Genomic DNA, 26480 nt, shown 5'->3' on the forward strand with positions numbered 1-26480 from the left:
GGCTGCTGATGACTCAGGATCGTGCGCACTCGGATCGGCTGCATCTTACCCACGAGTTTCTGGCCATGATGCTGGGGGTCCGTCGTGCCGGCATCACCCTGGCCGCCATGGCGCTTCAGGGGCACGGGTTGATCAGTTATCAGCGGGGGGATATCACGGTGCTGGATCGGGCGGGCCTGATCGAGGCCGCCTGTGGCTGCTATACCGCCGATCGAAGCATCTATCGGCGGGTCATCACCGAAGGGGAGGCGCCATGACGTCGTCGAGACGTATTTCAAATGGTGCTTCGGACATGGCCTGCTGCTCGGATCACCCAAGAGACCGACCGCAGCTTCAGTAGCGGCCGATGACGAACCGTTGCTGTTGGGTAAACCCACGAGCAACCAGTAGCACGGGAGCGTACAATGTCCGATCACAGGCAGACCCCCTTGGCTGGCGAGGCGAGAGTTTCCAGCCAGTACTCACCGGCGTCACCTCCTGACAAGCGACTGTTCAATGTCGCTGAGCTTCGCTTGTTTCGCTACACGGCGGTACTGTTATCGCTGATTGTGCTGACCTTTCTGATCGGCATCATTGTCTGGGCATTTGGCTGGCTACTGAATTCGTTTAATCACTTGCTGATGCCGCTCGCCATTGCCGGTGTGCTGGCACTGGTTCTTCATCCTGTGGTGGAACTTCTCGAGAGACGGCTTCACTTGCCGAACCTGCTGGTCATCCTGCTTGTTCTGGTTGTCTTCTTTGTAGGTATCGCCGGTCTGATCTACCTTCTCGTCCCTCTTCTTGTCAGCCAGGCCGTCCAGTTGATGACCATCTTGCCAGACGCGCTGGCAAGCTGGGAGGCGCATTTCTCCACACATTTCCCGGGACTCAGCTCCATGATTTCCACCAGCATGGAGAGCAGCGGCGGGGCGGAGGCTCAGCCAGCCTTGGCCGTCACGCAAAACCCGGGCGCGGCCATCATGTCCTACCTGGGGCTGTTGGCGGGGATAAGCTTTGTGCCCCTTTTCCTGTTCTTTACCCTGCTTTCCGGTGACTTACTTCGTGGACAAGTTTCCGAGCTGTTATCCGTCTTCCATAAGCCAACCCAGCAGAAAGTATTGTATTTCATGGATGTTTTCGTGGGGTATGTCACCGCTTTCTTTCAGGGGCAGCTGCTTATCGCCGTGTGCATGGGAGCCCTGTACGTCACGGGCTTTACCTTGATTGGACTTAAGTTCGGTGTGCTCGCCGGGCTGGTTCTGGGGCTGTTGAATATCGTGCCCTTCCTAGGCACCCTGCTCGGCCTGCTGGTGATCCTGCCCATGGCCTATCTTCAGCCGGATGGGGGAGTGGAGTTGCTGGTCCTGACCGGACTGGTGTTCGCCGCGGTGCAACTGCTGGAAAGCTGGCTGCTGACACCAAAGATCATGGCCAACCGCTCGGGCTTGCACCCCGCACTCGTGATTATTTCTCTGTTCTTCTGGGGCACCGCCCTGGATGGCATCATCGGCATGATACTTGCGGTTCCCTTGACGGCATTCTTCGTCGCCATCTGGAGCGAGATCAAGGCCAGCCTGAAACATTCGCTGAGCAGCCGGGAAGTCGCGACATGATGGACGCGGATCTCCCTGGGCATGGCGTGAGCTCGGCGGGTGCACCCCGGGCAGGGCGCACCCGCCGAGGCGCCGTGGCGGTATCTAGGAAGCGGTCGCGTTGATGTCCTGACTCATCAGGTCATCATCGCCGCCGGAAACCTGTACACCTGGTTCGATGGTGCTCTTGTCGGGGGGCGGTGTCACAGGTGCTTCCAGAGGCTGTTGGGGCTTGAAGGGGCAGCCGTGTTGATGCTCGCTCGCTTCCTTGTCGGCGAGACGCACGAAGTGCGAGAACATTCCCGAATCGGGGGCTGGTTGAGGCATGGAGTTCTGGATGGGGGTTGTCATGTTGACCTCAGGTCGCTGCGCGAGCCTCACGACGTCGTGAAGCGTCGGTAAGGTCACTTTGGCGCAACGGCAGGCCGTCGTCGGTGCGCTAACACACCCATTCCGTCGACACTGCCAATCGCCCCGCGCCGAGCGGGTGGCCCGAGGTCAGACCCTCGGCCCACACTTTCTCCGCGGAATCGAACAAAGGGCGGGCATTCTGGTCTAGAATGGCGTTGGGTTGGCCATCGCGACAGACGCAGCGGTTGACCCTCTGGCGTGTGGCCCCGTGCGGAGTGCACGAGCGGCGACACCTGGTGCATTGCAGGGGGAGCCCCTGCCGGTCACAGTGGTAGACACGATGACGATCATGACTTCCCGTGCCGATCTGCGCGAGCAGCTGGCACGCACCTATTGCCCCACCCGCATTCCCGCCGAGGATGAGGCGCGCATAGACGAGATCAAGGCGCTCCTCGAGGCCAATAACGCCGTGCTGGTGGCGCACTACTACACCGATGATGCCATCCAGCAGCTGGCCGAAGAGACCGGCGGCTGCGTGGCCGATTCCCTGGAGATGGCGCGCTTCGGCGCCCGCCACGAGGCCGATACCCTGGTGGTGGCCGGCGTGCGCTTCATGGGCGAGACGGCCAAGATCCTCTCCCCCGAGAAGCGCGTGCTGATGCCGACCCTGGAGGCGACCTGCTCGCTGGACCTGGGCTGCCCGGCCGACGAGTTCAGCGCCTTCTGCGATGCCCATCCCGACCGCACCGTGGTGGTCTATGCCAACACCTCCGCGGCGGTGAAGGCGCGCGCCGACTGGGTGGTGACCTCGTCCATCGCCGTGGACGTGATCGAGCACCTCCAGGCGCGCGGCGAGAAGATCCTCTGGGCCCCGGACAAGCACCTCGGCGGCTACATCCAGAAGCAGACCGGCGCCGACATGCTGCTCTGGGATGGGGCCTGCATCGTCCACGAGGAGTTCAAGGCCAAGGGCGTCGAGGACCTCAAGTCGCTCTATCCCGATGCGGCGGTGCTGGTGCACCCGGAATCGCCGGCCTCGGTGGTGGAGCTGGCCGATGTGGCGGGGTCCACCTCCCAGCTGATCACCGCGGCCAAGGAGCTGCCCAACGAGCGGCTGATCGTCGCCACCGATCGCGGCATCTTCTTCAAGATGCAGCAGGCGGTGCCGGAGAAGACGCTGTTCGAGGCGCCCACCGCCGGCAACGGCGCCACCTGCAAGAGCTGCGCCCACTGCCCGTGGATGGCGATGAACGCCCTGGACAACCTGGCCGGCGCGCTGCGCCAGGGGACCGGTGAGGTGTTTGTCGATGATGCCCTGCGCCTGGCCGCCCTCAAGCCCCTGGAGCGGATGCTCAACTTCAAGAAGTAAGCGCCGAGCGACAAGAAACCCCGAAGGCCCAGACCTCCGGGGTTTTCTTTTGCTGCGGGCGATGTCAGGTTGCTGACTTGCGGCTTGCGGCTTCTATCGAAACTCCTCCAGCGTCTCCCGGTAGCCGAGGAAGTCCTCCCGGCGCCGCTCGATCGCGCTCGCCGCGGCGGGCTCGCCCCGGCGCCGGGCAACCTCCTTGGCCACCTCGAGCTGGCGAATGGCCCGGTCGATGCGGCCGGTGAGCTGCAGCTGCTCGGCGCGGGCCAGGTGGCCCCAGGCTTCCCGGTCGCTGCGCCCGGCGGCCTCGGCGAGCAGGGTGAACACCTGCGGATCCTCGGGGCGGCGCTCGGCCAGCTCGCGCAGCACGCGATAGGCCTCGTCGGGGTCGCGCTGCAGCAGCGCCTCGCCGAGCAGTCGGCGGGTCGGCGCGTAGTCCGGCATCAGCCGCAGCTGTCCCCGGCTGCGCGCGATGGCGTCGTCGGTGCGCCCGGCCGCGAAGGCCACCTGGGCGGCGGTGGCCGGCAGCATGGCGAGGTCCGGATGCGCGCGTGCCAGGGCGTCGAGCTCGCCCAGCGCCCGGTCGGTGCGGCCCGCCCGGGCGTCGATTAACGCCGCCAGGTAGCGCCGTGCCGCCGCTGGCGCCTGGTCCTGCGCCAGCCGGGTGGCGGCCTGCTGGGGATCGCGCTCGTGGATCGCCAGCAGGGCGCGGGCCCTGACCAGCGCGTACTCGAGATCTTCGCCGCGCGGCGTCGCCACGGGGGTCTGGTTGGCGCGGGCCTGGGTGTCGCTGATGCGCGACTCGGTCACCGGGTGGGAGAGCAGGAACTCCGGTGGACTGCCGCCCTGCAGGCTGACCATGCGCTGCATGGCGCGAAACATCTCCACCATGGCGTCCGGGTCGTAGCCGGCGCCGGCCATCGCCTGCAGGCCGACGCGGTCGGCCTCCTGCTCGAAGCGCCGCGAGTAGCGCAGCTGATCCTGAATCAAGGCCGCCTGGGTGCCCATGGCGGCTGCGATGCCGGCATCGCCGCCGCCCCCGGCGGCGATCAGCATGCCGGCCAGCATGGCGGCCATGGTCGGAATCTGGGTCTGCTCGGCGCGTTCCCGGCCGCGGGCATAGTGGCGCTGGGCGAGGTGGCCAAGCTCGTGGGCGACCACCGAGGCCAGCTCCGCCTCCCGCTCGGCGAAGGCGAACAGCCCGGCATTGACGCCGATCACCCCGCCCGGCACCGCGAAGGCGTTGAGCAGGCGGCTCTCCACCAGGGTGACGACGGTGCGCGCCTGGCTGAGCCCGCTGTGGGGCAGCAGGCGGGCCACCAGCGACTCCACGTAGTCCTGGGCGATGGCGTCCTGCCACTCGGGCGCCCGGGCGCGAAACTGGCGCAGCCAGGCGCGTCCCAGGCGCAGCTCCTCGCCGCTGATCGCCTGGCTGCCGCCGTAGGTGAGGCTCGGCAGGCCGTAGTCGCCGCTGGCGATCGGGGTGCCGCCGCGATCGGTCAGGCCGGGCGCTTCGAAGAGATCCGCGGACTGGGCCTGGACCGGCAGGGCGAGCGCCAGGCAGAGGGCGCTGGCGGTGAGGCAATATCCGGTTCGACGCAGCATGGCCATCCTCGTCACGGGGCATAAGCAGGGGCGGGCGTTCCGCTCTGACATTGATTCGGTCCGCAAAGTGCCTTTAAATCGCAGGAACTTGCGTGTGGGCCCGCCGGCCTGCACGACTCACTGCATTCTCCCGGGAGACAACATGGCGCTGCAACCCGACGACCTGCTCGATGCCCGCGGTCTGCCCTGTCCGCTGCCGCTGCTCAAGGCCAAGCAGGCCCTGTCACGCCTCGCGCCCGGTCAGCTGCTCGAGATACAGGCCACCGACGCGGGCTCCTGGCGCGACTTCGAGACCTTCGTCGCCCAGAGCCCTCACGAGATGCCGGCCAGGGAGGAGCGGGGCGAGGTCTACCACTACTGGATCCGCAAGGGGGCATCGCCTTCATGACCCTGAGGTCGGTATTCCGTGGCTGGATCGAGCACTACTTCTCCGACGAGGAGGCGGTGATCCTGCTGGTGGTGCTGGCGCTCGGCTTCGCCGTGGTGATCTGGATGGGCCGCATGCTGGCGCCCTTCCTCACCGCCCTGGTCATCGCCTTCCTGCTGCAGGGGGCGGTGAATGGCCTGACCCGCCGCCGGGTGCCGCACCTGCTGGCGGTGATCCTGGTCTTCCTGGGCTTCATCGGCGTGCTGCTGGCCATGGCGCTGATCCTGATGCCGCTGATCTGGACGCAGCTGGTCAACCTGATCCAGGAGACGCCGCGGATGTTTGCCAGCGGCCAGCAGCTGCTCGACGATCTTCAGGCGCGCTACCCGCAGCTGGTGACGCCGGATCAGATCCAGAACTGGATCGGCATGGCCGGGCGCGAGGTGACCCAACTCGGCCAGCGCGCCCTGACGCTCTCGCTGGCCTCGCTGGGCAACGTCCTGGCGCTGATCATCTACCTGGTGCTGGTGCCGATCCTGGTCTTCTTCATGCTCAAGGATCGCGACCGCCTGGTGGGCTTCACCGTTTCGCTGCTGCCCCAACGGCGCGACCTGATGACCCGCATCTGGCAGGAGATGGACGACCAGATCGCCAACTACGTGCGTGGCAAGTTCACCGAGATCATCATCGTCGGCAGCGTGGCGTTCTTCACCTTCGCCTTCTTCGGGTTGCCCTACACGGCGCTGCTGGCCGTGCTGGTGGGTCTGTCGGTGCTGGTGCCTTACATCGGCGCCGCGGTGGCCACGCTGCCGGTGGCCGCGGTGGCGGGCTTCCACTTCGGCATCAGCGACCAGTTCCTCTACGTGATCGTGGCCTACGGCGTGATCCAGGCGCTGGACGGCAATGTGCTGGTGCCGGTCCTGTTCTCCGAGGCGGTCAACCTGCACCCGGTGTCGATCATCCTGGCGGTGCTGTTCTTCGGCGGCATCTGGGGCTTCTGGGGGATCTTCTTCGCGATCCCCCTGGCGACCCTGCTCAAGGCGCTGGTCTACGCCTGGCCCCGCGGCATCCAGCAGCGCCAGCGCCAGGAAGTGCCGGAAACGTCCGTCGAGCCCTGAGGCGACCCGCCCGGGCGTGACGCGCCCGCATCCTCAGGGGCACTCGAGGGTGCGGTGATGAGGCGGATTCAGCCGGCGTGCAGGGCCTGGGCCGCCTCGAGGACCTCCTCGACGTGCCCCTTGACCTTGACGCCGCGCCACTCGCGGGCAAGCCGGCCGTCGGCATCGATCAGGAAGGTGCTGCGCTCTATCCCCAGGTGCTCCTTGCCGTAGAGCTTCTTCAGCTTGATGACGTCGAACAGCCGGCAGACGGCCTCGTCCTTGTCGGAGATCAGCGCGAAGTTGAACCCCTGCTTGGCCTTGAAGTTCTCCTGGGCGCGGATGCCGTCCCTGGAGACGCCCAGGATCACGGTATTGGCGGCCTCGAAGGCCTCCTTGCGATCGCGGAAGTCGCCGCCCTCGGTGGTGCAGCCCGGGGTGCTGGCCTTGGGATAGAAGTAGATCACCACCTGCTGGCCCTTCAGGTCGGCGAGGCTCAGGGTGGTATCGCCGGTGGCGGTGGCGGTGAAATCGGGGACGGGTTCGCCGAGGCTGATGCTCATGAAACGACTCCTTGTAAGGGGGGCGTAGGACAGTGAAAAGCTGCCGGTCGGACGGGGTGGGTCGGACCAGTGAGCGTCGATTACACGCAACCCGCGGCGAACTGTAAAGTCGCGGCTGTACAGGCTCTCGAGGCCTGAGTACCATTTGGCCCCTGGCCCCGGGGCAGGTCCCGGCGCTTCCGGGGCCTGTTGGCCGTGAATGCAGGTGAATCGAGAGGAATCGAGAGGATGATCACTGGTAGTATCGTCGCGCTGGCGACGCCGATGAAGGTCAACGGCGATATCGACTGGGAGGCCCTGCGCCGCCTGGTGCACTTTCATCTCGACAACGGCACCGATGCGATCGTGGCGGCCGGCACCACCGGCGAGCCGACGACCATGTCCTTTGCCGAGCACTTCGACGTCATCCGCACCGTGGTGGAAGAGGTCAATGGCCACATTCCGGTGATCGCCGGCACCGGCTCCAACAACACCACCGAGGCGGTCGAGCTGACCCGCTACGCCAAGGAGGTCGGGGCCGACTACTGCCTGACGGTTGCGCCCTACTACAACAAGCCGACCCAGGAAGGCCTGTTTCAGCACTTCAAGGCCATCGCCGAAGCCAGCGACCTGCCGGTGATCCTCTACAACGTGCCGGGCCGCACCTGCTCCGACATCTACAACGAGACCGTGATGCGTCTCGCCGAGGTCGACGGCATCATCGGCTTGAAGGATGCCACCGGCAACCTGGAGCGTGCCGAGGACCTGATCGCGCGCCTCAAGGGCAGCGACTTCATGCTCTATTCCGGCGACGACGCCACCGCCTGCGACTTCATGCTGATGGGCGGCCACGGCGACATCTCGGTGACCGCCAACGTCGCCCCGCGGGCCATGCATGAGCTGTGCAGCGCCGCCGTGGCCGGCGACTCCGACAAGGCCCACCAGATCAATACCCGCCTGCTGCCGCTGCACACCAACCTGGGTGTCGAGTCCAACCCGATTCCGGTCAAGTGGGCGCTGCATCGCATGGGCTACATGGAGCAGGGCATCCGCCTGCCGCTGACCTGGCTCTCCGAGAAGTACCACTCCACCGTCAGCGAGGCCCTGCAGCTGGCGGGGATGATCGACGACTGAGCGGTGCCCGGCATCGCACTCCGCACAACACGAGGCAAGGTGGACGCATGAACTCTGCGCTGAAAGGGATGCTGGTGGCGACGGTCGCGCTGGCCACGGCTGGCTGTGCCCGTGATGGCTACTATCACGATCGCAACCTCGACTACGCCGAGGCCGAGGAGACGGCGCCCCTGGTGCTGCCGGAGGCCCGCAACCCGGCGCGCTACCGGGATGCCATGCCGGTGCCCGAGGTGAGCGGCGCGCGTCCCGCCGCGGACGGCGTGGTGGAAGCGCCGCTGCCCCAGGCCCTGTCGCCAGGGCGCGCCCGGGAGCGCGGCTACGTCGAGCGTCGCGAGATCGGCAGCGACGCCTGGCTGGTGGTGGGCGCCCAGCCGGCCTCGGTGTGGCCGGAGCTCGAGCGCTTCGTGCAGGGGCGCGGGCTGGACGTCATCGCCCGTGATCCGAGCCGCGGCGTGCTGGAGACCGAGCAGGCCCGACTGAGCGTCCGCCAGGGGCTGCGCCGCGGCGACAGCGAGCTGCACTGCGAGCGCGGTGGCAGCGTCGACGCGGGCTGCCTCCGGGCGCTGGAGCGCCACTTCCAGTCGCTCAGCGCCTCGGCCAGCGCGGCGTCGCTGACCGCCCAGCGGCCCGAGGTGCAGGACCGCGCCCGGTTCGAGCAGCGCGGCGATGACTGGCAGGTGATCCTGCCCTACGACATCGATCGCCTGTGGGCCGAGCTCAGCCACCAGTTGGAGATCGACTTCGCCGTCGAGGGCCGCCGCGAGCTGCGCGAGCGCGACCCGGGCACGCGCAGCTTCCTGGTCGGCTACCTGACCCGCGAAGGGCGCGAGCAGGGCCTGCTGAGCTCGCTGGCCTCGCTGGAGCTCGGCGCCGAGCCACAGCCGGTGCAGTTGACCCTCGAGGCGCGTGGCCCCGAGGAGACCGTGCTGCGCGCGGTAGGCGTCGGCGAGGCCGGTTCACTGCCCGAGGAGGACCAGCGCGAGCTGCTCGAGCGGGTGGCAGGCCTGCTGCGCTGATGAACGACACGGCGTCGGGCGGCCTCACCTTCGCCTCCCTGGGCAGCGGCAGCAAGGGCAACGCCACCCTGGTCAGCGACGGCGAGACGCACCTGCTGGTCGACTGCGGCTTCGGCCTGAAGGAGACCGAGCGACGCCTGGCCCGGCTGGGGCTGCATCCCCGCCAGCTCGATGCCGTGCTGGTGACCCACGAGCACGGCGATCACATCCGCGGCGTCGGACCCCTGGCGCGCCGTCACCAGGTGCCCGTCTACCTGACGCCGGGCACCTGGCTGTCGGGGCGCCTCGGTGAGCTGCCGCACCGTCACTGGATCACCCCCCAGGCGCGGTTCGCCGTCAAGGGGCTTTCCATCGATCCGATCACCGTGCCCCACGACGCCCGCGAGCCGGTGCAGTTCGGCATCGCTGGCGGTGGCCATCGGCTCGGCCTGCTCACCGATCTGGGGCATCCCAGCGCGCATGTGGTCGAGGCCTTCGCCGGCTGCGACGGCCTGGTGCTGGAGTGCAACCACGACCGCCGGATGCTCGCCGAGGGACCCTATCCCGCCAGCCTGAAGCGCCGGGTGGGCGGCGACTGGGGCCACCTGGCCAACGTCCAGGCGGCCTGGCTGCTGCAGCGGCTGGGGCTCGATCGCCTGCAGCGCATCGTCTGCTCGCACCTCTCCGAACACAACAACCGCCCCGAGCTGGCCCTGGAGGCCCTGGTGCCCCTGCTCGACGGCGACGACTCCCGGCTGAGGATCGCCGCCCAGGACGATGGCCTGGCGTGGCAGACCCTCGGCTGACCGACCATCCTTACCCGTATCCTCGCCTCTGGAGGCTCCCATGGAAAAGCGCCAAGAACTCTTTGCCGGCAAGGCCAAGTCGGTCTATGCCACCGATGATCCGGACCGCCTGATCCTGCACTTCCGCAACGACACCAGCGCCTTCGACGGCCGTCGCGTGGAGGCGCTCGAGCGCAAGGGGCAGGTCAACAACCGTTTCAATGCCTTCATCATGGGCAAGCTGCAGGAAGCGGGGATCCCCACCCACTTCGAGAGCCAGCTCTCCGCCGATGAGTGCGTGGTCAAGAACCTTGAGATGATCCCGGTGGAGTGCGTGGTGCGCAACATCGCCGCCGGCAGCCTGGTCAAGACCCTCGGCGTCGAGGAGGGGCAGACCCTCACCCCGCCGACCTTCCAGCTGTTCCTGAAGAACGATGAGCTCCACGACCCGATGATCAACGAGTCGCTGGCCGAGACCTTCGGCTGGGCGACCCCCGAGCAGCTGGCCGAGATGAAGGCGCTGACCTTCCGCGTCAACGAGGTGCTCAAGGCGCTGTTCGCCGACGGCGGCATGCTGCTGGTCGACTACAAGCTCGAGTTCGGTCTCTTCCACGGCGAGATCGTGCTGGGCGACGAGTTCTCCCCGGACGGCTGCCGCCTGTGGGACGCGAAGACCCGCGAGAAGCTCGACAAGGACCGCTTCCGCCAGGGGCTCGGCAACGTGATCGAGTCCTATGAGGAAGTGGGTCGGCGGATCGGCATCGACTTCGACTGAGTCCGGCCATTGCACCAACGCGCGTCATGACGAAGGGCCCCGCGGGGCCCTTCGTCGTTGCTGGCCTTCAGGCCGGCGCGATCTCGATGACCTCCAGGCGCGTCTCGCCCCTGGCGTCGGTGCGCGCCTGGAAGCGCACGTCCACGTCGCGCAGGCGTACCCCGTAAACACGTTCCTCGGCGCCGCGGCGATAGGCCGGGCGGGGGTCCTGGGCGAGCACCTGGCGGATCAGCGCGCGCAGGCTCTCGCCGTCGTCGCGGCGCGTAAGCTCGGCCTCGGCCGCGGGGGAGAGCGCCACCGCCAGGGTCGGCGGCGCCTCGGGGGCGAAGCCGGCGCGCGCCTCGGGGCGTGACTCCGCCCAGGGGAGGTAGGGCTTGAGGTCGAGCACTGGCGTGCCGCTGACCAGATCGGCGCCGCGCAGGTTGAGGCGCACGCCGTGGGCGGTGTCGATGTCGACGAGCTCCACCAGCGAGAGCCCCAGGCGGTTGGGGCGATGGGTGCTGCGGCTGGCGAAGACCCCCACCCGGGCGTTGCCGCCCAGGCGCGGCGGGCGCACCAGCGGCGTCCAGCGCTCGGGGCTCTGGTGAAAGACGAAGGTCAGCCAGAGGTGGCTGAAGGCCTCGAGGCCCCGCACCGTCAGCGGATCATCGAAGGGCGGCAGCAGCACCAGGCTCGCCCGGGCCGCGTCGGCGAGCCCCGGCTGGCGCGGGATGCCGAACTTGTCCGGGAAGTCGCTCTCGATGAGGCCGACGGGGGCCATGTCGAAGGCGTCGGGCAGGGCGGGGCGGTCGTTCATGGGGATCCTTGCGCTTTTTCCTCGCGGGGATTGGCCCCGAGGCAGGGCTTGGGTAGTCTGCTGGCCTGACCATCATCGCAGGAAGCCTACGCATGCGTCATGCCGACCACCCCACCGCCGGCGACGAGCCGTCCTCCGAGGCACTCCCCGGGACACGCCGCGGGCCGCGCATCGTCTACCGGGCGGCGCGCGTCCGCGACGCCGCCGATCAGGCCGAGGTCTTTTATCACGCCGTGATGCAGGGCGCCGCGGGGCACTACACGCTGGCCGAGCGTGAGGCCTGGGCCATGGCCCTGCCGCGGGATGCCAGTGCCTGGTCGGCGCGCCAGGCGCTCTTCACCACCCTGGTGGCCGATTGCGAGGGCCGCTGCGTGGGCTTTCTTGAGCTGGATCTGGCCGAGGGTCGGATCGAGACCCTCTACGTCTGGCCGTCGCTGGGGCGGCGCGGCATCGGCTCGACGCTGCTGGTGCATGCCGAGCGGATGCTGCTGGAGCAGGGGGTGAGCCGCGCCCGCATCGAGGCCAGCGCCATGTTGGCCGATGGCCTGGTGCACCGCGGCTGGCAGCGGCGGGGCGACGACTGGGTCGAGCGCGGCGGCGAGCGGCTCTATCGCCAGCGCCTGGAGAAGCGCCTCGTCGCCGTCGAGACCTGAGGCCGCTTCTCGGTTGCTCGTCGGTGACGTTAGTCCGGCTGGTCGATGAAGCGCATCGACAGGTCGATGGCCTTCAGGTCCTTGGTCAGCGCGCCGCTGGAGATGCAGTGAACCCCGGTCTCGGCGATGGCGCGCAGGGTGGTCTCGTCGACGTTGCCCGAGGCCTCCAGGGTGGCGCGTCCCGCGTTGCGGGCGACCGCCTCGCGCATGTCATCGAGGCTGAAATTGTCGAGCATGATGACGTCGGCGCCGGCGGCAAGCGCCAGGTCAAGCTCCTCGAAGGTCTCCACCTCGACCTCCACCGGCAGGTCCTTGGCAATGTCGCGGGCCTCGCGCACCGCCGCCTCGATCCCCCCGCAGGCAGCGATATGGTTCTCCTTGATCAAGAAGGCGTCATGGAGGCCAATGCGGTGGTTGTGGCCGCCACCGCAGGTCACCGCGTACTTCTGCGCCAGGCGCAGGCCCGGCAGGGTCTTGCGGGTGTCGAGCAGGCGCACCCCGGTGCCCTCGAGCAGGTCGACGTAGTGGCGGGTGCGGGTCGCCGTGGCCGAGAGGGTCTGCAGCAGGTTGAGCGCGGCGCGCTCGCCGGTGAGCAGGCTGCGGGCCGGTCCCTCCAGCTCCAGGAAGCCCTGGCCGGCCTCGAGGCGGTCGCCGTCGGCGGCCTGCCAGTGGAGGCTGACCCGGGGGTCGAGACGTCGAAAGAGCTCGTCGACCCAGGCCACCCCGCAGAGGATCGTCGCCTCGCGGGTGATCACCCGCGCGCGGGCCATCTGCTTCTCGGGAATCAGCTGGGCGGTGATGTCGCCGGGGCCGACGTCCTCGGCCAGCAGCCGAGCGGCACTGTCACGGATCTCTTCGGCAATGGCGTCCTGATAATGCATGGCGGGTCCATCTCTGTGCGGGGAAGCTTGAGCGGGTCATTATAGGGGAAACCCATGCATCGACGTCAGGGAAAAACCATGCGCATCGACGACGGCTGGCTGTCGCCCGCCCGGCGGCTCGCCTCGCCCAACCAGGATGCTCGCCCGGCGGGGGAGGTCTCACTGCTGGTGCTGCACTCGATCAGCCTGCCGCCGGGAGAGTTCGGCGGCGAGCATATCGAGCGGCTCTTCACCAATCGGCTCGATCCCGCGGCGCATCCCTTCTTCGCCGCGATCGCCGACCTGCGCGTCTCGGCGCACCTGCTGATCCGCCGCGACGGGGAGTGCGTGCAGTTCGTGCCCTTCGCGGCGCGCGCCTGGCACGCCGGGCGCTCGCGGTGGCTGGACGGGGCCCTCGAGCGACGGGCGCTGAATGACTTCGCCGTGGGCATCGAGCTGGAAGGCGACGAGGTGACGCCCTATACCGGCGCCCAGTACCGGGCCTTGGCGAGCGCCACGGCGGCGCTGCTGGCGCACTATCCGGCGCTCACGCCGCGTCGCATCACCAGCCACGCCCGGGTGGCCCCGCTGCGCAAGAACGATCCCGGTCCCGCCTTCGACTGGGCCTACTTTCGCCAGGAGCTTGGAAAAATACGTACTTAGGCACCAAACTTGTCGTGGCGTCGCCTCGGCGTCGGCGTCGGAGGCGCCGCGCAGGGTAGTCCTCCTACAGTGACCCGAATCCGGCCGGTTTCGGCGGAGAAAAGGCGCTAATTCCCTACGCTGCGGTGCAGTATGGGTATTTGAAAAATATTTCCACTCTATCTTGAATTGGCAGGGACCAGCGTTTACGGTATCTTCGCGCCATCAGCAGGGCACCCTGTGCATTGTCTTGTAAAACAACTACAGGCCTGACGCGTTGGGGCGCCAACCCCGATCATGAGTACCATTTCGCCCCTCTGCGGGGCTGTAGTTCCCCACCGTCATTCGGAGAGACGTCTATGAGTCTGGAAACAAGAGAAGATCTCGATCCGGTCGAAACCACGGAATGGTTGGATTCCCTGGAATCGGTCCTGGATCGCGAGGGCGAGGATCGTGCCCGGTACCTGATGACTCGCCTGGCCGACCGGGTGCGGCGTGATGGCATGCAGGTGCCCTTCTCGGTGACGACCCCGCATCGCAACACCATTCCGGTGCACCGCGAGGCGCCGATGCCGGGCGACCTGTTCATGGAACGTCGCATCCGCTCGCTGATTCGCTACAACGCCATCGCCCAGGTCATCCGCAACAACCGCGCCAACCCGGGCCTGGGCGGGCACATCGCCAGCTTCATGTCGGCGGCGACCCTGTATGACGTGGGCTTCAACCACTTCTTCCGCGCTCCGAACGGCGACTTCGAAGGCGACCTGGTCTACATCCAGGGTCACGTGGCGCCGGGCGTCTATGCTCGCGCCTACCTCGAGGGCCGCCTCACCGAAGACCAGATGGACAAGTATCGCCAGGAAGTGGACGGTGACGGCCTCTCGTCCTACCCGCACCCCTGGCTGATGCCGGACTTCTGGCAGTTCCCCACGGTATCCATGGGCCTCGGCCCCATCCAGGCCATCTACCAGGCCCACGTGATGAAGTACCTGGATTCCCGTGAACTCAAGAACATGCACGATCGCAAGATCTGGTGCTTCATGGGCGACGGCGAGTGCGACGAGCCGGAGTCCCTCGGTGCCATTCACCTGGCCAGCCGCGAGAAGCTCGACAACCTGATCTTCGTCATCAACTGCAACCTGCAGCGCCTCGACGGCCCGGTCCGCGGCAACTCGCGGATCATGGACGAGCTCGAGGGCGTCTTCCGCGGTGCCGGCTGGAACGTGCAGAAGGTTGTCTGGGGCCGCCTGTGGGATCCGCTCTTCGAGAAGGACACCAAGGGCATCCTGCAAAAGCGCATGGATGAGGCGGTCGACGGCGACTACCAGAACTACAAGGCCAACGGCGGCGCCTATACCAAGGAGCACTTCTTCGGGAAGTACCCGGAGACCGCCGAGATGGTCAAGGACATGTCCGACGAGGACATCTGGAAGCTCAACCGCGGCGGCCACGACCCGTTCAAGGTCTACGCGGCGTACCATGAGGCGACCCAGAACCCCAACGGCCGGCCCACCGTGATCCTGGCGCACACTGTCAAGGGCTACGGCATGGGCGGTGGCGATGGCGAGGCCGCCAACGAGGCGCACCAGGTCAAGACCATGGAGTACGAGGCGCTGCGTCGTTTCCGCGACCGCTTCGGCATCCCGCTGACCGACGAGCAGCTCAAGGAGGTGCCGTACTACAAGCCCGAGGACGACTCCCCGGAACTGAAGTACATGCACCTGCAGCGTGAGCGCCTCGGCGGCTACCTGCCGAGCCGTCGCAACGACTTCGAGTCGCTGCCGATCCCGGCCCTGGAGGACAAGACCTTTGCCTCCCAGACCGGCGGTTCCAAGGGTCGCGAGGTCTCCACCACCATGGCCTTCGTGCGCATCCTGAACGGCCTGGTCAAGGACAAGAAGATCGGCGAGCGCGTGGTGCCGATCATTCCCGACGAGGCGCGCACCTTCGGCATGGAGGGCATGTTCCGCCAGCTCGGCATCTACACCTCGGAAGGCCAGAAGTACGAGCCGGTGGATAAAGGCCAGATCATGTTCTACCGCGAGGATCAGAAGGGTCAGATCCTCGAGGAGGGCATCACCGAGGCCGGCGCCATGTCGGCGTGGATCGCCGCCGCGACCTCCTACTCGAACAACGCCACGACGCTGCTGCCGTTCTACGTCTACTACTCGATGTTCGGTTTCCAGCGCATCGGTGACCTGGCCTGGGCCGCCGGCGACATGCAGGCACGCGGCTTCCTGGTCGGCGGTACCGCCGGTCGCACCACCTTGAACGGCGAGGGTCTGCAGCACCAGGACGGCCACAGCCACCTGCAGGCGTCGATGATCCCGAACTGCCGTAGCTATGATCCGACCTACGCCCATGAGGTGGCGGTGATCGTTCAGGACGGCCTGAAGCGCATGTTCACCGACAAGGAGAACTGCTTCTACTACCTGACGGTGATGAACGAGAACTACGAGCAGCCGGTCATGGAGGAAGTGCCCGCCGCCGACATCATCAAGGGCATGTACCTGCTGCGCGAGACCAAGGGCAAGAAGGGCCGCGTGCAGCTGATGGGCTGCGGCACCATCCTGCGCGAGGTCGAGGCGGCCGCCGAGATGCTCGCCGAGGAGTGGGGCGTGGGCGCCGACATCTGGAGCGTCACCAGCTTCAACGAGCTGCGTCGCGAGGCCCTGGAGATCGACCGTCAGGCCTTCATCAACCCCGAGGCCGAGGCGGGCAAGCCCCACGTCACCGCCTGCCTGGAGGGCCGCGAGGGTCCGGCGATCGTCTCCACCGACTACATGAAGCTGTTCGCCGACCAGGTCCGTGCCTGGGTGCCGACCGACTACCATGTACTGGGCACCGACGGTTACGGCCGCTCCGACACCCGCGAGAAGCTCCGTCACTTCTTCGAGGTCGACCGTCGCTTCGTCACCGTGGCCGCGCTCAAGGCGCTGGCCGACCGCGGCGAGCTGGATCGCAAGGTCGTCGGCGAGGCGCTCAAGAAGTACGGCATCGATCCGGCCAAGCCCAACCCGCTTGCGGTGTGAGGCGTCGCCCGAGCGATTCGGTGGCATGGCGGGCCCGCGGGCCCGCCCCCGTCAAGAGTTTGAAGGAGCGCGACCTTGAGTAGCGAAATCATCAAAGTTCCGGACATCGGTGGCGATACCGATGTCGAGATCATCGAGATCGCGGTGGCCGAGGGCGACGTCATCGCCCCCGAGGACACCCTGATCACGCTGGAGTCCGACAAGGCCAGCATGGACGTGCCGGCGCCCAAGGGCGGCAAGGTGCTGAAGGTCCTGGTCAAGGAGGGCGATACCGTCTCTGAGGGTGACGACATCGTCGAGATCGAGGCCGAGGGTGGCGGCGACGCCGACGCAGGTGGCAAGGAAGAAGCCGAGAAGGCCCCCGAGCCCGAGAAGGCAGCCGAGCCTGCGCCGGAGAAGCCCGCGGCCAAGAAGAGCGGCGGCGGCAAGCAGACCGTCGAGATCAAGGTGCCCGACCTCGGCGGCTCCGCCGACGTGGAGATCATCGAGGTGGCGGTGGCCGCCGGCGACCAGGTCGACGCGGAAGACACCCTGATCACCCTGGAGTCCGACAAGGCCTCCATGGACGTGCCGAGCCCCCAGGCCGGCAAGATCGTCAGCCTGACCGTCAAGGAGGGCGATACCGTCTCCGAGGGTGACGTCATCGGCACCATGGAGGTCGAGGACGCGGGTACCGGTGAGGGCGGCGGTGACGCCGAGCCCGCCGAGTCGGCGCCGGAGCCTGCCGAGAGCGCCCCCCAGGCGGACGCCGAGGCCGAGCAAGAAGAGAGCGGCGGTGGCGAGCCGGAGCGCAAGGAAGTGCGCGTGCCGGACCTCTCCGGTTCCGCCGACGTGCCGATCATCGAGATCGCCGCCAGCGCCGGCGACGAGGTCGACGAGGAAGATCCGCTGATCACCCTGGAGTCCGACAAGGCCTCCATGGACGTGCCCAGCCCCTACAAGGGCAAGCTTCTCGAGCTGACCGTCAAGGAGGGCGATACCGTCTCCGAGGGCGACCTGATCGGCTATATCGAGGTTGCGGGTAGCAAGCCCGCCGCCAAGCCGGCGTCGAAGGCGCCCGAGCAGAAGGCGGAGAAGAAGCCCGAGCAGAAGGCCGAGGCGCCGGCCGCTAAGTCCTCCGGTACCCCCGCCGGCTCGCCGAGCCCCGAGGCGCAGATGGCCGCCCACAAGCCGCGCGACGGCAAGCTGGTGCACGCCGGTCCGGCGGTGCGCATGCTGGCCCGCGAGCTGGGCGTCGATCTGGAGCTGGTCAAGCCCAGCGGCCCCAAGGAGCGCGTGCTCAAGGAGGACGTCCACGCCTACGTCAAGCAGGTCATGGACGGCAAGGCTAAGACCCCCGCCGCCGCGGCACCGGCCGTCGCCGGCAGCGGCATTCCGCCGATCCCGGATCAGGACTTTAGCCAGTTCGGCGAGGTGGAAGAGAAGCCGATGGGTCGCCTGATGAAGATGGGCGCCACCAACCTGCATCGCAGCTGGGTCAACCTGCCCCACGTCACGCAGTTCGACGAGGCGGACATCAGCGAGCTCGAGGCCTTCCGCAAGTCGATGAAGGCCGAGGCTGAGGCTCAGGGCGCCAAGCTCACGCCGCTGCCCTTCCTGATCAAGGCCTGCGCCTTCGCGCTGAAGAAGTACCCGCAGTTCAACGTCAGCCTGAAGAGCGACGGCGAGACGATCGTGCACAAGAAGTACGTGCACATCGGCATCGCCGTGGACACCCCGGACGGCCTGATGGTGCCAGTGATCCGCAACGCCGATCAGAAGTCGCTGATCGAGCTGGCCAAGGAGTCGGTGGAGCTGGCCGGCAAGGCGCAGTCGAAGAAGCTCAAGCGCGACGAGATGACCGGGGGCTGTTTCACCATCTCGAGCCTGGGCTCCATCGGCGGCACCGCCTTCACGCCGATCGTCAACGCCCCGGAGGTCGCCATCCTCGGCATCTCCAAGGCGTCGATGAAGCCGGTGTGGGACGGCGCGGCCTTCCAGCCGCGGCTGATGATGCCGCTGTGCCTCTCCTACGACCACCGGGCGGTCAACGGCGCCGATGCCGCGCGCTTCACCGCCTTCCTGGGTCAGGTGCTGACGGACATCCGTCGCCTGCTGCTGTAAGCCGCACCCTGACACCGATAACGGCGCCGCGAGGCGCCGTTATCGTTTGCAGGGCGCTCTTCTACCGGGTTATTCCTGCAGGGCTCCTCAGGCAGGACGCTGTCATGAAGAGCACGGTTACTGCGGGGCAGACCAAAGTGCAACTTGGTCGCAGGGGCTTGATGCCGCACCCTTTTTTCCTCTTTAGCGAGGTGAATCGGAGCCCTTCGCTTGTCTGCGCCCGGCGGCGCGGTTATCGTTCGCTTCTTACCTTCTTCTTCGACCAGAAACACACTTATAAGGAGCAGTCAGATGCGTTTGATCCTTTTGGGCGCCCCGGGTGCCGGCAAGGGTACCCAGGCCCAGTTCATCTGCGAACGATTCAACATTCCGCAGATCTCCACCGGCGACATGCTGCGCGCCGCGGTGAAGGAGGGCAGCGAGCTGGGGCTCAAGGTCAAGGAGATCATGAACAGCGGCGGCCTGGTGTCCGACGACATCATCATCGCCCTGGTCAAGGAGCGCATCAGCCAGCCCGACTGCGCCAACGGCTTCCTGTTCGACGGCTTCCCGCGCACCATCCCGCAGGCCCAGGCCATGCGCGATGCCGAGGTGAAGATCGATCACGTGCTGGAGATCGCCGTCGATGACGAGGAGATCGTCAAGCGCCTGGCCGGTCGCCGTGTCCACCCGGGCTCGGGTCGCGTCTACCACCTCGAGTACCAGCCGCCGAAGGAAGAGGGCAAGGACGACGTCACCGGCGAGGCCCTGATCCAGCGCGACGACGATCGCGAGTCCACGGTGCGCAATCGCCTGTCGGTCTACCACGAGCAGACCGCGCCGCTGGTCGACTACTACCAGCAGTGGGCCAAGGAAGCCCCCGAGGCGGCCCCGACCTACCACCGCGTCGAGGGCGTGGGCAGCATCGACGACATCACCGGTCAGGTGATCGAGGCCCTCGAAGGCTGAGCTCACTTCCTGCATCACCGCGTGCGCTGCACGTCGCCGAAGGCCCGCTCTCGCGGGCCTTCGTCGTTGGCGGCGGCGCGCGTATAATGCGCGAACATTTTCGCCACGACGTGATCTCCCATGCCGATCCTGCTGGCCCTGGACGCTTCCTCGAGCGCCTGTTCCGCCGCCCTGCTGCGCCGTCGAGACGGCCACGCTGACGAACTGATCTCACGCTTCGCCCTGACCCCGCGCGAGCACACCCGCCGCCTGCTGCCGATGGTCGACGAGGTGCTGGCCGAGGCGGGCCTGGCGGCCTCGGCGCTCGACGCCGTGGCCTACGGCCGAGGGCCCGGCTCCTTCACCGGGCTGCGCATCGCCGCCGGCGTCGCCCAGGGCCTCGCCTTCGGCCTCGACCGCCCGATGGTCGGCGTCTCGACGCTCGAGGCGCTGGCCCTGGGCGGGCATCGCCGCCACCACTATCGCCAGCTGATCACCGCCCTGGACGCCCGCATGGGCGAGATCTACGTGGCCGCCTGGCAGTGTCGCGATGGCCGCGTGCTGCCGCTCTTGGAGGAGGCGGTGATGCCCCCGGAGCGGCTGCGGCTGCCCGCCCTCGAGGACAGTGCCCAGGACGACGCCGACTGGGTCGGCATCGGCTCCGGCTGGAATCTCCGCGAGCAGATGAGCGTCGAGGTGCAGGCGGGGCTCGGCCTCTGCCTGCCCGAGGTCGAGGCCGACGCCGCCGACATGGCGCTGCTGGCCGTGGAGGCGCTGGCGCGGGGCGAGGCGCGCCCGGCCCACGAGGTGCAGCCGGTCTACCTGCGCGACCAGGTCGCCTGGCAGAAGAGCCGATGAGCCGCGTGGCGGTGCGGGATCCGGCCCTGTATCCGCTCGCCCGGCGCCTGGGGCTGCCCATGGTCGATGACGGCGCGGCAGTCGAAGCGAGCGAGGCCGAGGCGGGCGGCGCCGAGTTGACCCTCGCCCGCCAGGACGATCGCCTGGTGCTGGCCGGCGATCCGCGTCGCTACGGTCACCCCCTGGCGGTGGATTTCGTCACCGGGCGCGCCGCCCACCGGCGGCGCTTCGGCGGCGGCCGCGGCCAGCTCATCGCCCGGGCCTGCGGTCTCGCCAAGGGCGTCACGCCCTCGGTGGTGGACGCTACCGCGGGACTTGGCCGCGACGCCTTCGTGCTGGCGAGCCTGGGTGCCGAGGTGCTGCTGGTGGAGCGGGTCGCGGCAATCTTCGCGCTGCTCGAGGACGGCCTGGCCCGGGCCCTGGCCGATCCCGAGACCCGCGAGATCGCCGCGCGCATGCACCTGGCGCACGGCGATGCCGGCCGCGAGCTTGCGACCCTGGTGGAAAACGGCGGCGTGGCCCCCGAGGTGATCCACCTCGATCCCATGTTTCCCCACCGCGACAAGTCCGCGCTGGTCAAGAAGGAGATGCGCCTCTTCCGCACCCTGGCCGGCGACGACCCGGATGCCCCGCGGCTGCTCGAGGCGGCGCTGGACGTGGCGACCCACCGGGTGGTGGTCAAGCGCCCGCGCAAGGCGCCGCCCCTGGCGGGACCGCCGCCGCGCCACGTCATCGAGGACAAGACCAGCCGTTACGATCTCTACGTGCATCGCCGCCTGGGCGCCTGAGCTCAATTCTCGCCTCTCACCCTTCATCTTTCATTCTTCACCCTGGCGGCTGACCAGCTGCAGCCGATGGCGCAGCGCCGGGTCGAACAGCGCCCGGCTGTGCCGGGCCGCCTCGCGCAGCGCCTCTCCAAAGGTCAGGCGGCCGTCGTCGGCGGCGGCGAGCCATCCGCAGGCCGCGAGGCTCTCCACCAGGCCGGCGAATAGCCGCGCATCGAAGAATTCCGGGGCGTCGCGTCCCGAGAGCAGGGCCAGCCGCTCGGCCAAGAGCCGGCTGCGCTCGGTGAGCGCCTCGGCGGTGAAGTGCCCCGAGGGCTCGCTCAGGAGCACCGAGAGCAGCAGGTAGCCGCGCTCCAGCGAGGGCTGCATCAGTGCGCCGAGCATATCCAGCTGCTCCCCTGCCGCCAGCGACTCCCGGGGGCGCCGCCAGCCGTCGCCCTCGCGCTCTAGCAGGCCCTGCTCGACCAGCGCCTCGAGCATCGCGGCCAGGTCGTCACGCAGCGTCGGCGCGGGCTCGATGGCGAGCTCCCGGGCGAGTATCGGCCAGCCGGGGCCGAGCAGGGCGGCGAGATCGTCCAGGCGATGGCAGGCCTGATGCCGGAAGGCGAAGGCGGTGAGGCCGGCCAGGGCGAAGAGGTGCAGCACATTGTTGCGGTACCAGCCCAGCAGCCCGGCCTGGCGCTCGTCTGCGACGATGATGTCGCCCAGCGGGTGAGGGTGGCGGCCGATCATGCCCAGGGTCGCCACCTGATCGATCCACGCCTCGGGCGTGCCTGCCGGCAGGCTCGCGTCGCGCCCACCCGGCAGGCGCCGCTGCAGGGCCACCAGCTGCGCCAGCTGTTGCTTCAGCAGCCCGACCTCGATGGCGCGATGGGGGGTGGCCAGCAGCACCAGGGCCACCAGGTTGACCGGGTTGAGGGCGGCGGCGGCGTTGATGCGCCGCGAGAGGGTCTCGCCAAGCGCCGGCACGACCCGCGTGAGCCAGGCCGGACGGGGCGCGTCGAGCCGCTGTCGCCAGTCCGGCATCTGCGCATCGAGGAAGGCCGAGAGTGACAGCGGCTCGCCGATGTTCACGGCCACCCGCCCATGGGGCTGACGCAGCCGTCGCGTCACGCCGAGTAGCGCCAGCGGCGACTCCTTGCGCTTGTCGGCCCCGTGCAGCTCGCGCTGGTAGCTGGCGCTCTCGAGGATGCGCTCGTAGCCGAGGTAGACGGGCACGAAGACGATGTCCCGGCCACCTTCCCGTCGGCTGCGCAGGAAGGAGCGCAGGGTCATGGCGAGCATCCCCGGCCGGGCCGGCAGCAGGCGGCCGCTGCGCGAGCGCCCCCCCTCCATGAAGTACTCCAGGGGGTGGCCCCGCGACAGCAGGCGGTGCAGGTACTCGTTGAAGACCGCCGCATAGAGGCGGTTGTCGCGGAAGCTGCGGCGCATGAAGAAGGCGCCGCCGCGGCGCAGCAGCGGGCCGATCAGCGGCATGTCGAGATTGCGCCCGGCGGCGATGTGCGGGGGCATCAGCCCCTCGCGGTAGAGCGCGTAGGAGAGCAGCAGGTAGTCGATGTGGCTGCGGTGGCAGGGCACATAGACCAGGGTGTGGTCGCCGGCCACGGCCTTGACCCGCGCCAGGCCGCGCACCTCGACGCCATCGTAGAGGCGGTTCCACAGGCGCCGCAGGGCGCCGGCCATGAAGCGCATCACCGGGTAGGTCATGTCGGAGGCGATCTCGCGCCCGTAGCGGCGGGCGCGTCGTTCCAGGCGGGCAGGCGGCAGGCGCTGGGCCCTGGCGACCTCGCCGATGGCGCGCTGCACCTCGGCGCTGGCCACCACGCCGTCGATCAGGGTGCGCCGATGGGAGAGATCCGGGCCCAGCACCCGGGTGCGCAGGCGGCGAAAATGCCCCCGCAGCAGTCTCGCCACCTTGCGATTGGTGAGCGCCGGGTCGCGGTCGTCATCGAGTTCGGAGAGCCGCAGCGGTGCGCCGAACTGCACCTCCACGTCGCGCCCGTTGACCGCCACCGAGAGCAGGCGGCGCAGCCGCCCGGTGAGTCGCCAGCTGTCGGCGGCCAGCAGATGCCAGACGCCGAAGCGCTTGCCCGGGGCGCGTCCCCAGAAGACGCTCACCGGCACCAGCTGCGCGTCGCGCGCGGGGTCGCGGCGATACTGCTCGATCAGCGGCTGGAAGGGCGCCGTCGGTCGCCGTCCGCGGCGCCACAGGCGACGCCCCGGGGCGGGCAGCGCCAGGCAGGCGGGCAGGCTGACACTCCCCACGCGGCGTCGGCCGCCGGCCGTCGGCAGACCGTGGGCGCGGGCCAGCGTCTCCAGCAGCAGGGTGTCGGAGAGCGCCGGGCGCGACAGCACATAGAGCACCGGCAGCGTCGGTTCCAGCGGCAGCGCCTCGGGCGCGGGCTCGATCAGCCGGATCTGGGTCCCGCGGATCATCAGCTGCGTGAGCGGTGCGCGCAGCGCGCCGGCGAGCATGCGTGCAAGGCCCATCCGTTTGCCCCGGCCGGAAATGAACCGTCAGTATAACGCGCCTCGATCCGGCGGCCAGCGGGCGCTCTTTTCCCCAGGCGGTAAACATGCGTCAATGCTGTAACGAACGGTGACAGGGACGATGCCATGCACGGCATGTGGCGAGACGGCAATCACTTCGCGCTGCTGCCCGAGGCGGCGCGCTTCCTGCCGGCGATGTTCGAGGCCGTCGACCGGGCGCGCCACTTCGTGCTGATCGAGCTCTACCTGATGGAGACGGGCCGGCTGGCCACGGCTCTCACCGAGGTGCTGCTGCGGGCCGCCGAGCGCGGCGTGTCGGTGATGCTGCTGCTCGATGGCTACGGCGCCATGGGCCTCGACGATGCCGATCGCCGTCGCCTGGAGGCCGGCGGGGTGGCGCTGCGCTTCTTCAATCCCCTGGGGTTCGAGTCACCGGTGCGCAACCTCACCCGGGATCACCGCAAGCTGGTGGTGGTCGATGGCGCCGAGGCCTTCACCGGCGGCTTCGGCGCCGTGGACGAGTTCCTGGATGCCTGGTACGAGGTCGCGGTTCACATCGAGGGGCCGGTGGTCGCCGACTGGGTGCGGCTGTTCTGCAGCGTGTGGGACTCGCCGTTGAGTCGCGGTCCCGGTGCGCCCTCGCTGGTGCGGGGGATCGAGCTTTCGCCGCGCCGCGCCGAGGGCTATCACGGCATGCGCGGACGCGTGGTGTGGGGGCAGGGCTATCGCTACCAGGCGATCCGCCACTCCCTGCATCGTCGGGTCTCGACGTCGACGCAGCGGCTGTGGATCTGCACGCCCTACTTCGTGCCCACGCTCACCCTGCGCCAGCGCCTGGCGCGGGCGGCCCGCCGCGGGGTCGACGTGCGGCTGCTGCTGCCCGGCAAGACCCACGACCACCCCGGCGTGCGCTATGCTGGCCAGCGCTTCTACGGCCGACTGCTGCGCGCCGGGGTGCGCATTTTCGAGTTCCAGCCCACCTTCATCCACGCCAAGTTCTCGCTGGTCGACGACTGGGTCAGCCTCGGCTCCTGCAACTTCGACCACTGGAGCCTGCAGTGGAACCTGGAGGCCAATCAGGAGGTGGACGATGCCCGCTTCGCCGCCCGGGTCGCCGAGCTGTTCGAGCGCCACTTCGCGACCAGCGATGAGATCGATCCCGAGGCCTGGTCCCGCCGCCCGCGCTGGCAGCGTTTTAAGGAGTGGCTGTTCGGTTTGGTGGACGGCCTGCTGACGCGGCTGACTTAGCGTCGTGCCGGGCGCCCAGCGCCCAGCGCTTACCGCTTACCGCTTGCCCTTGCCCTTGCCGCGACCGGCGGGCGCCTTGCGCCGCGGCTTGGGCTTGGGCGTCTCCGGCGGGACGCGATAGTGCAGGTAGAGATCCAGCAGCAACTCCGGCAGCTGGCCGACCAGGCTCTCCAGCCGCGCCTTGTCGCCGGCCAGTTCGGCCATGTCGGGCTCGTCCTCGAACAGCCCCGAGAGCAGCATGAAGGGCAGCAGCAGGGTGGCGGCGGCCTCCTCGTCGTCGTCGAACCAGGCGGCCTCGTCGAGGAACACCCCCTCCATGAAGCCGGCGCACCAGTCGCCGATCGGCGTCTCCTCGGGCGGCACCTCGCCCAGTTCGAGCTCGAAGGGCAGCTCCGGCAGCCCGCCGCCCTCCAGCACCTCGATGGCGTTGGCGCGCAGGCGCTCCAGCAGCCCGAGGATCGCCTCGCGCTCGGCGTCGTCCTCGAAGGTCGGCTCGCCGTGGAAGAGCTCGGCGACCCAGGTCGCCGCCGGCACGTCGCGCGGGGCCACCGCCAGCGCCACCAGGAAGCCGTGGGCGCCGATCAGGTCCAGGGCGTCGGCATCGACGCGCTCGGAGTCGAGGAAGTCATCCAGCAGGTCGAGCTCCTGGTCCTCGAGCAGCGGCTGGGGGAGGGGCGTTTCGGCATCGGACATGATGGCTCTCGCAGGGAAACGGTGCAGGGTGTACGGGGTGGCGCCGCGGGCGCGGTGCTCCGGGCTTTACGCGTTTAGATAGACCGGCCATTCTAGCATCCCATGATGGCTCCCGCGCTTCCCGACCCCGACACCGCCCGACTCGACGCCCTCGAGCGCGAGGCCCTGCACCGTGCCCTGCTCGACCGGGTCGAGGCGGCCTGGCAACTGTGCCGCGAGGTGCACCCGGCCCTGCCGCGCCCGGCGGTGTGGCTGGACCTGCGCGGCAAGTCGGCCGGACAGGCCCATTTCGGGCGCGGCGGGCTGCGCTTCAATCCGGTGCTTTACGAGGAGAACCGCCGAGCCTTCCTGGTCGAGGTGGTGCCCCACGAGATGGCGCACTGGCTGGTGCATCACCTCGAGGATGGCGGTCGGGCGCGGCCCCACGGTCGCGAGTGGCAGACCGTGATGCGGCGTCTCTTTGGACTTCCCCCCAGCACCACCCACCGCTTCGATACCGGGCGGGCGAGCCCCGCCCCCTATCGCTACCACTGCGCCTGCCGCGAGCACGACTTCACGGCGCGTCGCCACGCCCTGGCCCGTCGCGGGAGCCGCTATCGCTGCCGCCACTGCGCTCAGACCTTGGTCTATTGCGGCCGCTCGGCGTTTGAAAAGACCGTTTAAGTTATTGTTATAAAAAAGAAATTTGATCATACCAATGTCTAAAGGGAAGGCCGCGCCGGGACGTATATGCTGGTGGGCAGTTTTATGGAACCGGCTCGTCCAACACCAACGCGGCCGGCAACATCCACCAGGAGGGCGCATC

General features: G+C 68.4%; 25 protein-coding genes. 18 read left to right on the forward strand and 7 right to left on the reverse strand.

The window, feature by feature from the left end; translation table 11 throughout:
• Together ABE957_RS07945 and ABE957_RS07950 are read left to right on the forward strand one after the other, a co-directional pair.
• Nucleotides 1-257: helix-turn-helix domain-containing protein (locus ABE957_RS07945; protein WP_349758140.1), on the forward strand; the 257-nt coding region annotated here is incomplete at its 5' end.
• Nucleotides 258-404: 147 nt separating this feature from the next.
• Entirely contained in the window at nucleotides 405-1592 is a 1188-nt protein-coding gene (locus ABE957_RS07950) for an AI-2E family transporter (RefSeq protein WP_349758141.1), read from the forward strand.
• An 84-nt stretch (nucleotides 1593-1676) separates the two neighbouring features.
• Here ABE957_RS07950 and ABE957_RS07955 read toward each other — a convergent pair whose 3' ends face one another.
• Nucleotides 1677-1922: a hypothetical protein gene (locus tag ABE957_RS07955; protein ID WP_349758142.1), complete on the reverse strand. Its 246-nt coding sequence runs from the start codon at nucleotides 1920-1922 to the stop codon at nucleotides 1677-1679.
• A gap of 340 nt (nucleotides 1923-2262) precedes the next feature.
• Here ABE957_RS07955 and nadA point away from each other — a divergent pair, with 340 nt between their 5' ends.
• Complete coding sequence (gene nadA / locus ABE957_RS07960) at nucleotides 2263-3291, forward strand: quinolinate synthase NadA (RefSeq protein ID WP_349758143.1); 1029 nt, start codon at nucleotides 2263-2265, stop codon at nucleotides 3289-3291.
• 93 nt (nucleotides 3292-3384) lie between these two features.
• Here the strand turns inward: nadA and ABE957_RS07965 are convergent, their stop codons facing one another.
• Complete coding sequence (locus tag ABE957_RS07965; protein ID WP_349758144.1) at nucleotides 3385-4893, reverse strand: M48 family metalloprotease; 1509 nt, start codon at nucleotides 4891-4893, stop codon at nucleotides 3385-3387.
• A gap of 142 nt (nucleotides 4894-5035) precedes the next feature.
• On the opposite strand from ABE957_RS07965, the gene ABE957_RS07970 reads away from it, so the two are divergent.
• Both ABE957_RS07970 and ABE957_RS07975 read left to right on the forward strand, forming a co-directional pair.
• Nucleotides 5036-5281, forward strand: coding sequence for a sulfurtransferase TusA family protein (locus tag ABE957_RS07970; RefSeq protein WP_349758145.1), 246 nt, complete (start codon nucleotides 5036-5038; stop codon nucleotides 5279-5281).
• Nucleotides 5278-6378 carry an AI-2E family transporter gene (locus ABE957_RS07975; RefSeq protein ID WP_349758146.1) on the forward strand — a complete coding sequence of 367 codons (1101 nt, stop codon included), beginning with the start codon at nucleotides 5278-5280 and terminating at the stop codon, nucleotides 6376-6378. The genes ABE957_RS07970 and ABE957_RS07975 overlap by 4 nt, the downstream gene beginning before the upstream one ends.
• 68 nt (nucleotides 6379-6446) lie before the next feature.
• Here the strand turns inward: ABE957_RS07975 and ABE957_RS07980 are convergent, their stop codons facing one another.
• Nucleotides 6447-6920, reverse strand: coding sequence for a peroxiredoxin (locus ABE957_RS07980; protein ID WP_349758147.1), 474 nt, complete (start codon nucleotides 6918-6920; stop codon nucleotides 6447-6449).
• Nucleotides 6921-7148: 228 nt separating this feature from the next.
• Here ABE957_RS07980 and dapA point away from each other — a divergent pair, with 228 nt between their 5' ends.
• From dapA to purC, 4 genes are read left to right on the forward strand one after another with little or no spacing between them, the layout of a single operon-like run.
• A complete protein-coding gene (dapA, locus tag ABE957_RS07985) occupies nucleotides 7149-8033 on the forward strand; it encodes a 4-hydroxy-tetrahydrodipicolinate synthase (protein ID WP_349758148.1) in 885 nt (294 codons plus the stop codon).
• A gap of 47 nt (nucleotides 8034-8080) precedes the next feature.
• On the forward strand, nucleotides 8081-9049 hold the full coding sequence (locus ABE957_RS07990) for a lipoprotein, NlpB (RefSeq protein ID WP_349758149.1): 969 nt from the start codon (nucleotides 8081-8083) through the stop codon (nucleotides 9047-9049).
• A complete protein-coding gene (locus ABE957_RS07995; RefSeq protein WP_349758150.1) occupies nucleotides 9049-9834 on the forward strand; it encodes an MBL fold metallo-hydrolase in 786 nt (261 codons plus the stop codon). Before ABE957_RS07990 ends, ABE957_RS07995 begins: the two co-directional genes overlap by 1 nt.
• A gap of 40 nt (nucleotides 9835-9874) precedes the next feature.
• Nucleotides 9875-10588, forward strand: a complete 714-nt coding sequence (purC, locus tag ABE957_RS08000; RefSeq protein ID WP_349758151.1) for a phosphoribosylaminoimidazolesuccinocarboxamide synthase — start codon at nucleotides 9875-9877, stop codon at nucleotides 10586-10588.
• A 67-nt stretch (nucleotides 10589-10655) separates the two neighbouring features.
• Here purC and tsaA read toward each other — a convergent pair whose 3' ends face one another.
• Nucleotides 10656-11384: a tRNA (N6-threonylcarbamoyladenosine(37)-N6)-methyltransferase TrmO gene (gene tsaA / locus ABE957_RS08005; RefSeq protein WP_349758152.1), complete on the reverse strand. Its 729-nt coding sequence runs from the start codon at nucleotides 11382-11384 to the stop codon at nucleotides 10656-10658.
• A 92-nt stretch (nucleotides 11385-11476) separates the two neighbouring features.
• On the opposite strand from tsaA, the gene ABE957_RS08010 reads away from it, so the two are divergent.
• Nucleotides 11477-12037 (forward strand): GNAT family N-acetyltransferase, encoded by a 561-nt coding sequence (locus tag ABE957_RS08010; protein WP_349758153.1) that lies wholly within the window; start codon nucleotides 11477-11479, stop codon nucleotides 12035-12037.
• A gap of 29 nt (nucleotides 12038-12066) precedes the next feature.
• Here the strand turns inward: ABE957_RS08010 and nadC are convergent, their stop codons facing one another.
• Nucleotides 12067-12918 (reverse strand): carboxylating nicotinate-nucleotide diphosphorylase, encoded by an 852-nt coding sequence (gene nadC / locus ABE957_RS08015; RefSeq protein WP_349758154.1) that lies wholly within the window; start codon nucleotides 12916-12918, stop codon nucleotides 12067-12069.
• A gap of 78 nt (nucleotides 12919-12996) precedes the next feature.
• On the opposite strand from nadC, the gene ampD reads away from it, so the two are divergent.
• From ampD to ABE957_RS08045, 6 genes are all read left to right on the forward strand, one after another.
• On the forward strand, nucleotides 12997-13560 hold the full coding sequence (ampD, locus tag ABE957_RS08020; RefSeq protein WP_349758155.1) for a 1,6-anhydro-N-acetylmuramyl-L-alanine amidase AmpD: 564 nt from the start codon (nucleotides 12997-12999) through the stop codon (nucleotides 13558-13560).
• A 338-nt stretch (nucleotides 13561-13898) separates the two neighbouring features.
• The gene (gene aceE, locus ABE957_RS08025; RefSeq protein WP_349758156.1) at nucleotides 13899-16571 is read left to right on the forward strand and encodes a pyruvate dehydrogenase (acetyl-transferring), homodimeric type; all 2673 of its coding nucleotides are present in this window, start codon (nucleotides 13899-13901) and stop codon (nucleotides 16569-16571) included.
• 75 nt (nucleotides 16572-16646) lie between these two features.
• Nucleotides 16647-18674 (forward strand): pyruvate dehydrogenase complex dihydrolipoyllysine-residue acetyltransferase, encoded by a 2028-nt coding sequence (aceF, locus tag ABE957_RS08030; protein WP_349758157.1) that lies wholly within the window; start codon nucleotides 16647-16649, stop codon nucleotides 18672-18674.
• Between the two features lie 291 nt (nucleotides 18675-18965).
• Nucleotides 18966-19622 carry an adenylate kinase gene (adk, locus tag ABE957_RS08035; RefSeq protein ID WP_349758158.1) on the forward strand — a complete coding sequence of 219 codons (657 nt, stop codon included), beginning with the start codon at nucleotides 18966-18968 and terminating at the stop codon, nucleotides 19620-19622.
• Nucleotides 19623-19742: 120 nt separating this feature from the next.
• Complete coding sequence (gene tsaB, locus ABE957_RS08040; protein WP_349758159.1) at nucleotides 19743-20459, forward strand: tRNA (adenosine(37)-N6)-threonylcarbamoyltransferase complex dimerization subunit type 1 TsaB; 717 nt, start codon at nucleotides 19743-19745, stop codon at nucleotides 20457-20459.
• A complete protein-coding gene (locus tag ABE957_RS08045; RefSeq protein ID WP_349758160.1) occupies nucleotides 20456-21247 on the forward strand; it encodes a class I SAM-dependent methyltransferase in 792 nt (263 codons plus the stop codon). The genes tsaB and ABE957_RS08045 overlap by 4 nt, the downstream gene beginning before the upstream one ends.
• Before the next feature lie 30 nt (nucleotides 21248-21277).
• On the opposite strand, the gene plsB is transcribed toward ABE957_RS08045, so the two are convergent.
• Nucleotides 21278-23734: a glycerol-3-phosphate 1-O-acyltransferase PlsB gene (gene plsB, locus ABE957_RS08050; RefSeq protein ID WP_349758161.1), complete on the reverse strand. Its 2457-nt coding sequence runs from the start codon at nucleotides 23732-23734 to the stop codon at nucleotides 21278-21280.
• Nucleotides 23735-23860: 126 nt separating this feature from the next.
• Between plsB and ABE957_RS08055 the strand changes: the two genes are divergently transcribed.
• Nucleotides 23861-24982, forward strand: a complete 1122-nt coding sequence (locus tag ABE957_RS08055) for a phospholipase D-like domain-containing protein (protein WP_349758162.1) — start codon at nucleotides 23861-23863, stop codon at nucleotides 24980-24982.
• Nucleotides 24983-25018: 36 nt separating this feature from the next.
• Here ABE957_RS08055 and ABE957_RS08060 read toward each other — a convergent pair whose 3' ends face one another.
• Nucleotides 25019-25675: a YecA/YgfB family protein gene (locus ABE957_RS08060; RefSeq protein ID WP_349758163.1), complete on the reverse strand. Its 657-nt coding sequence runs from the start codon at nucleotides 25673-25675 to the stop codon at nucleotides 25019-25021.
• A 102-nt stretch (nucleotides 25676-25777) separates the two neighbouring features.
• Between ABE957_RS08060 and ABE957_RS08065 the strand changes: the two genes are divergently transcribed.
• A complete protein-coding gene (locus tag ABE957_RS08065) occupies nucleotides 25778-26338 on the forward strand; it encodes a SprT family zinc-dependent metalloprotease (RefSeq protein ID WP_349758164.1) in 561 nt (186 codons plus the stop codon).
• Nucleotides 26339-26480: the final 142 nt, after the last annotated feature.

It is taken from the genome of Halomonas pelophila (assembly GCF_040196315.1).
GTDB classification, from domain to species: Bacteria; Pseudomonadota; Gammaproteobacteria; order Pseudomonadales; family Halomonadaceae; genus Halomonas; species Halomonas pelophila.

What these genes read in the sequence shown, in the direction of transcription:
- adk (WP_349758158.1), top strand. Translation starts at nt 18,966, where the DNA reads ATGCGTTTGATCCTTTTGGGCGCCCCGGGTGCCGGCAAGGGTACCCAG.
- ampD (WP_349758155.1), top strand. Translation starts at nt 12,997, where the DNA reads ATGCGCATCGACGACGGCTGGCTGTCGCCCGCCCGGCGGCTCGCCTCG.
- plsB (WP_349758161.1), bottom strand. Translation starts at nt 23,734, where the DNA reads ATGGGCCTTGCACGCATGCTCGCCGGCGCGCTGCGCGCACCGCTCACG.
- ABE957_RS08060 (WP_349758163.1), bottom strand. Translation starts at nt 25,675, where the DNA reads ATGTCCGATGCCGAAACGCCCCTCCCCCAGCCGCTGCTCGAGGACCAG.
- ABE957_RS07990 (WP_349758149.1), top strand. Translation starts at nt 8,081, where the DNA reads ATGAACTCTGCGCTGAAAGGGATGCTGGTGGCGACGGTCGCGCTGGCC.
- tsaA (WP_349758152.1), bottom strand. Translation starts at nt 11,384, where the DNA reads ATGAACGACCGCCCCGCCCTGCCCGACGCCTTCGACATGGCCCCCGTC.
- dapA (WP_349758148.1), top strand. Translation starts at nt 7,149, where the DNA reads ATGATCACTGGTAGTATCGTCGCGCTGGCGACGCCGATGAAGGTCAAC.
- nadA (WP_349758143.1), top strand. Translation starts at nt 2,263, where the DNA reads ATGACGATCATGACTTCCCGTGCCGATCTGCGCGAGCAGCTGGCACGC.
- ABE957_RS07950 (WP_349758141.1), top strand. Translation starts at nt 405, where the DNA reads ATGTCCGATCACAGGCAGACCCCCTTGGCTGGCGAGGCGAGAGTTTCC.
- aceE (WP_349758156.1), top strand. Translation starts at nt 13,899, where the DNA reads ATGAGTCTGGAAACAAGAGAAGATCTCGATCCGGTCGAAACCACGGAA.
- ABE957_RS07955 (WP_349758142.1), bottom strand. Translation starts at nt 1,922, where the DNA reads ATGACAACCCCCATCCAGAACTCCATGCCTCAACCAGCCCCCGATTCG.
- ABE957_RS08065 (WP_349758164.1), top strand. Translation starts at nt 25,778, where the DNA reads ATGATGGCTCCCGCGCTTCCCGACCCCGACACCGCCCGACTCGACGCC.
- ABE957_RS07975 (WP_349758146.1), top strand. Translation starts at nt 5,278, where the DNA reads ATGACCCTGAGGTCGGTATTCCGTGGCTGGATCGAGCACTACTTCTCC.
- ABE957_RS08055 (WP_349758162.1), top strand. Translation starts at nt 23,861, where the DNA reads ATGCACGGCATGTGGCGAGACGGCAATCACTTCGCGCTGCTGCCCGAG.
- ABE957_RS07980 (WP_349758147.1), bottom strand. Translation starts at nt 6,920, where the DNA reads ATGAGCATCAGCCTCGGCGAACCCGTCCCCGATTTCACCGCCACCGCC.
- nadC (WP_349758154.1), bottom strand. Translation starts at nt 12,918, where the DNA reads ATGCATTATCAGGACGCCATTGCCGAAGAGATCCGTGACAGTGCCGCT.
- ABE957_RS07965 (WP_349758144.1), bottom strand. Translation starts at nt 4,893, where the DNA reads ATGCTGCGTCGAACCGGATATTGCCTCACCGCCAGCGCCCTCTGCCTG.
- ABE957_RS07995 (WP_349758150.1), top strand. Translation starts at nt 9,049, where the DNA reads ATGAACGACACGGCGTCGGGCGGCCTCACCTTCGCCTCCCTGGGCAGC.
- tsaB (WP_349758159.1), top strand. Translation starts at nt 19,743, where the DNA reads ATGCCGATCCTGCTGGCCCTGGACGCTTCCTCGAGCGCCTGTTCCGCC.
- ABE957_RS08010 (WP_349758153.1), top strand. Translation starts at nt 11,477, where the DNA reads ATGCGTCATGCCGACCACCCCACCGCCGGCGACGAGCCGTCCTCCGAG.
- purC (WP_349758151.1), top strand. Translation starts at nt 9,875, where the DNA reads ATGGAAAAGCGCCAAGAACTCTTTGCCGGCAAGGCCAAGTCGGTCTAT.
- ABE957_RS08045 (WP_349758160.1), top strand. Translation starts at nt 20,456, where the DNA reads ATGAGCCGCGTGGCGGTGCGGGATCCGGCCCTGTATCCGCTCGCCCGG.
- ABE957_RS07970 (WP_349758145.1), top strand. Translation starts at nt 5,036, where the DNA reads ATGGCGCTGCAACCCGACGACCTGCTCGATGCCCGCGGTCTGCCCTGT.